Below are 4429 nucleotides of genomic sequence, written 5' to 3' on the forward strand. Positions count from 1 at the left end.
CAACCAGCATTGAATTTTTACCGAAAATGACCAGGAATAGCGCTGGACAAATTGAAGCGAATATCACGCAAAGCAGTGCTATAAATACTCTTGAGGCTAGTGGTTATAAAAAAACTGTTTCGCAGGACGGTACTGTGACAGTGCTAACAAGTGGCGATAAAACCTACCGGTTTTATCCATCCTCCACGTCTACAGGGCAACCCTCAGCTTCGTTGACAATTTCAGGTGTCAAAAAGCCAGTTACGAAAATTAGATTTGTCGGAGAATAAAGTGATGGTAGTGAATGTCAGCCCTGTTAACTTATCTTGCATAGTAGAAAAACTATCAGAAGTCGTCGACTTCAAAAGCGACTTGCCTTCAAAAGTTTTTTTAGAAAACGAATTGGTGTTTTGGTTTTTCGAGCGCCCACTGCTTGCATTTATAGAGGTGGTTTCTGGGTTGATTTCAAAAAGTATCTCTAGTTATGGGGTGGATGTCTTTGTTAAGTTCTCTGGTGATGAATTGCTGGATAACTCTTGCATTGTTTTTGATGGGTGTGACACTGAAAATAAAATTTTAATTGTTAATGATGATTACGTTAATTTTCTTGGTGGGAAAGTTGGCTATCCGATAGTCTTGTTTAATGAGAGTCACGACTGGGTGGCTTTCGAGAGTGCGCATGAAGAATTTGGTGTTATAGCGGTAAGGGAAGCTAGTCTTTCAAAGGGTTTTTTTGATTATTTGGAGTCGAATTTCATTTCAGCTAAAATTCTTGATGAGCTGGCATTGAGTTCCACTGCTGATGGCCTTACAGCAAGAGCTTTTAAGGAGTCATACAGAAGTTAATTGGTGCAAAAGACACAAGCGCTCTAGCAGGAGAGAGCACCATAAGTGATACAACCAGTCAGCTAGCTAAAAATAAAGCTGCTGGAGATGCTTTTGAAGCACAAACGACGGACAAGCTTCAAGAAACTCAAACTGGAGTCGTTCAGCAGGTGACCGTTAAAACCCAAAGTGGCACCAGAACCAGAATTGATTTAATGGGTAGAGATGCAGATGGAAATATTGTTTGTACAGAATGTAAGGCGTCGGAAACTGCGCCTCTGGCCACAAATCAAAAAATAGCCTTTCCTGAAATTCAAGAGTCAGGAGCAGTTGTTGTAGGCAAGGGAAAGCCAGGGTTCCCAGGAGGTACCCAAATTCCACCTACGACGGTGAATGTGGTTAGGCCTTAAAGGATGTTATATGTCAATTGAACAAGTTAATGTCGTTGATGCTATTGGTGTTGACAAAGAGACCGGGCAGGTTTTTTTGACGATAAGTGATCATTTGGAATGGAATGATGAGCATTTGTTGCTGCTCCAGGAGAAGCTTAATTTATATATTAGCTTTGTTGAAAGTGGAGAGTTGCTTGAGGTATATCCTGATTCGAAAGGTCGCGAGGTTGTTATAAGTGTCGTCTGTAAATATCCCCCGAATGTAAGAGGTAAGGACTTTTTAAGTAAAGTTGGCTCTGTTGTAGAGCAGGTGGCGGCTAGATTTGCTTTTCAGGTTTCTAATTTGAGTTAGCGGTGCAAAAGAAATACCTAAGGAATTAGGTAAAGTGTCTTTTGACGCAGCTAATGGTGTGGGAACCATCTACTCTCCAAGAGTCACCATGAGCGGAAGTGAAATAACATTTGATGAGTTTGCGATAGGTACTTCGAAAGGATTCATTGGCGTTGGTGCTGATGGGGCCGCTGAATTAGCAGGACCATTGAAGAAAATGCTTGCTTATGCTCAGTCCCAAGGTGCAGAAAAAATTACTCTGACAGGTCGCTATGCATCCCCAGAAGGCTCTAAGCTTGGGACAGGTAGTTTTGATAATGTAAATCAGAATTTTTCTTTTAGCTTTCCCGCGACTAAGGAAGGCTTGAGGGATTTTTTAAAAGGGGTTGGACAATGAAGATCCGTCGAACACTTGAAAAAAGGATGAAAGATGTTGAAGCCTTAGGTCGTGGGTTCTTTCATGAGGAGGCTGAAGATGGTGACATTTTATTTTCTACTGGGATAGAGGGTGGAAGATTGGATGTGTATGTTGACGGTTTTTTCTTTGGAAGTAATGAAGTTGCGAATAAGGTGTTGTTTGCTGATGTTTCTAGTATTGAAAGTCACCTGAATGTAGAGCTTTTTTCGAATTCGAGTCGTTCGGGGGATGTTGATTTTTATGTTCCCTTAGATGTGAAATGTGGCTTGTCCAATTTTGCGTTATTTTTACCATTCTTGACTTACTCTAATGTTATGAATATCTTGGTTGGGCTTAGAGAGGATTGGGTAAGGCAGATATCTCCTAAAGGATAGTTGGTGCAAAAGGCGCAGGTACCCTTGCTAATGCAGAGAGAGGGACGTTAACAGAAGCAAATTTTGCTCAAAATAAAATCAAGTCTGATCGATCCTTTAGTGAGGATGGGCAAAAGGTATACTCAGAGCTGGCTGGCACACCGATCAAGACAGTTGATGACTTAGCCGGCGCTTTGAGGGCTGGGACAATTAAGCCGAATCAGCTTCCCGTTGATTATGTAGATATGAATGGGACTCGCCTTATTTTGAATACGCGAACTTCTACCGCGCTTGAGCAGGCAGCTATCCCTCGAAGTGAGTGGTTCGGGCGAAATCAGACAGGTGTTGAGGCTTATCCAGGTAAGACATTCGGGGAGTGATGGTACGCTGTACTTGGAGACCACTGCTGGGTTGAAGACGAAGGCGGGTGGTAACCTGCGGGAGTTGGTTGAGGCCGAGAAAAGGATTGCTGGTGCAAAAGGGGCGACGGTCTCGGAGGCGGCACCTTATAGCCCTATAGTGGAAGGCGGTGGATTACAGACATATGAAGATGCAGGTGGGCATCTGATCGAGCGGCACGTTGATCTTACGGACGCAGACCTTGCGCAGCGCTTAGCAACCTCCAACATCTCATCCGCATCTAGATTTGCTGATCGTTCAACTGCAGAAGCTGCTGTTTCAGCCGCGGTCGATGCAAATCAGGCTACGATACAAAATTACCTTGCCAGCAACACCAAAGGGTACTTGGCGTATTGAATACGCTTCATCTACACCTGTTGGGTCGACATTGCTCAGAGGGGCATCGAGTACCGCTCCAGCATCAGAGGTACGTGTGGAAATAGCCAGAGATCCTACGATGCCGGCTGGTTATAAGATCATTACAGGGTACCCGCACTTATGAATAATGAATTTCCAGTAATAAAAAACATGTTTAGTGCCTACTTGAATCAGGATTTTGATTTGGAGTTCGGTAGCGCAGATGAAGCGATTTTTATTTTTTCCAGTCATGCGGATGATATTAGTAAAAAGCGTGCTTTGGACGAACTGGATGTGTTGTTAACTGTCGGACTAGATGAGGAACAGTTAAGGTCTATTATTTTTGATGGGCTTGGTTGTTGCTATTTTTACCCTGCGGAATGGAGCGATGGAGCCGCCTGGCTAAGGCACGTGAGTTCATTGCTAAAAAAGTAGAGTGAGGAAAGAGGCGCCGAATTGGTGCAAAAGACGTAGGCGAAGCTTCAGGGTCGGCAAAAAACTTCTCAATTGCCGATCGCGTCGTTGGTCAGCTCAATGATCCTCGAATGGGGCAACTTGCAGGAAAGCTTGATGCCGATGCCTTACAGAAGCTTGCTAATAATCCCAGCGCTACTCGGTTCATGGACGCAAGGACAGGGCATATCAATGTAATTCAAGAAGTTGAAGGGAAGCTGATTCGAATTACCGTGCCAAGAGACGAGATGAAGATTATTTCTGTTGGCCCAATTAGACCTAACCAAGTTAAAATTTGTTAGGCAAGGGCGATTTTGTCCCGTTACCTTGAATTTTCGGAGGGCTTGTGGCTTCAATTCATATTGAGGAAATTCAAAAAATCCTGTTTGCGCAAGGCAATAAAGATTCCTTGCCAAATCAAGATAATGGGGAGGGCTACTTGCTAAAGATTAGATTTGATAGCTCTACTCGCAAGACATCTGGGATTGTTGATGAAGAATATAAGGGTAAAGTAATAACTCTGGATTGCCCTTACGGTACAGTAGTTATTTTGTGTGATGAGGAAGGGCAGTTAAAATCAATTGAGTTAAGTTGGCTGCACTAAATTGACATTCCCAGCACCGGCCTTGCGCCGGTGTTTTTGCACCCTGTTTACCCTCTGGCAGCACCCTTTCTGCACTCAAGTTGCACCCGTTCTGTAGCCTTTCTGCACCCCAGCCTGACGACCTTCGGGCTACCTAACCAATACGCTTGATGCTGGAGAACGGCGCCGATATTCGTTTCATCCAGGCCATGCTCGGTCATGTCAGCCTGAACACCACGCAGATTTACACCCAGGTCAGTATTCGGGCACTCAGGGAAATTCACACGGCGACCCATCTCATGCCGCTGGTGGACGATGCGCAGCCAGTGGCATCAACGG

General features: G+C 44.4%; 9 protein-coding genes and 1 pseudogene. All 10 read left to right on the forward strand.

Annotated features, from left to right (window positions below; all coding sequences use genetic code 11):
* Positions 1-269, forward strand: a 269-nt coding sequence (locus QBK88_RS30515; RefSeq protein ID WP_277965018.1) for a hypothetical protein, incomplete at its 5' end; no start/stop codon positions are given.
* Position 270: 1 nt separating this feature from the next.
* Complete coding sequence (locus QBK88_RS30520) at positions 271-825, forward strand: hypothetical protein (protein WP_445765028.1); 555 nt, start codon at positions 271-273, stop codon at positions 823-825.
* 399 nt (positions 826-1224) lie between these two features.
* Positions 1225-1548, forward strand: a complete 324-nt coding sequence (locus tag QBK88_RS30525; RefSeq protein WP_277965019.1) for a DUF6572 domain-containing protein — start codon at positions 1225-1227, stop codon at positions 1546-1548.
* Positions 1549-1582: 34 nt separating this feature from the next.
* Positions 1583-1924: a hypothetical protein gene (locus QBK88_RS30530; protein WP_277965020.1), complete on the forward strand. Its 342-nt coding sequence runs from the start codon at positions 1583-1585 to the stop codon at positions 1922-1924.
* Positions 1921-2319 carry a hypothetical protein gene (locus tag QBK88_RS30535; protein WP_143502129.1) on the forward strand — a complete coding sequence of 133 codons (399 nt, stop codon included), beginning with the start codon at positions 1921-1923 and terminating at the stop codon, positions 2317-2319. Before QBK88_RS30530 ends, QBK88_RS30535 begins: the two co-directional genes overlap by 4 nt.
* Before the next feature lie 498 nt (positions 2320-2817).
* Positions 2818-3199: pseudogene (locus QBK88_RS31035) on the forward strand (RNase A-like domain-containing protein).
* Positions 3196-3489, forward strand: a complete 294-nt coding sequence (locus tag QBK88_RS30545; protein WP_277965022.1) for a contact-dependent growth inhibition system immunity protein — start codon at positions 3196-3198, stop codon at positions 3487-3489. Before QBK88_RS31035 ends, QBK88_RS30545 begins: the two are co-directional and overlap by 4 nt.
* 110 nt (positions 3490-3599) lie before the next feature.
* A complete protein-coding gene (locus QBK88_RS30550; RefSeq protein WP_277965023.1) occupies positions 3600-3809 on the forward strand; it encodes a hypothetical protein in 210 nt (69 codons plus the stop codon).
* A gap of 44 nt (positions 3810-3853) precedes the next feature.
* The gene (locus QBK88_RS30555; protein WP_277965024.1) at positions 3854-4111 is read left to right on the forward strand and encodes a hypothetical protein; all 258 of its coding nucleotides are present in this window, start codon (positions 3854-3856) and stop codon (positions 4109-4111) included.
* 149 nt (positions 4112-4260) lie between these two features.
* On the forward strand, positions 4261-4429 hold a 169-nt coding region (locus QBK88_RS30560; RefSeq protein WP_277965026.1), incomplete at its 3' end, for a tyrosine-type recombinase/integrase.

The sequence above is a fragment of the Pseudomonas sp. RIT-To-2 genome (assembly GCF_029623465.1).
Lineage (GTDB): Bacteria > Pseudomonadota > Gammaproteobacteria > Pseudomonadales > Pseudomonadaceae > Aquipseudomonas > Aquipseudomonas silvicola.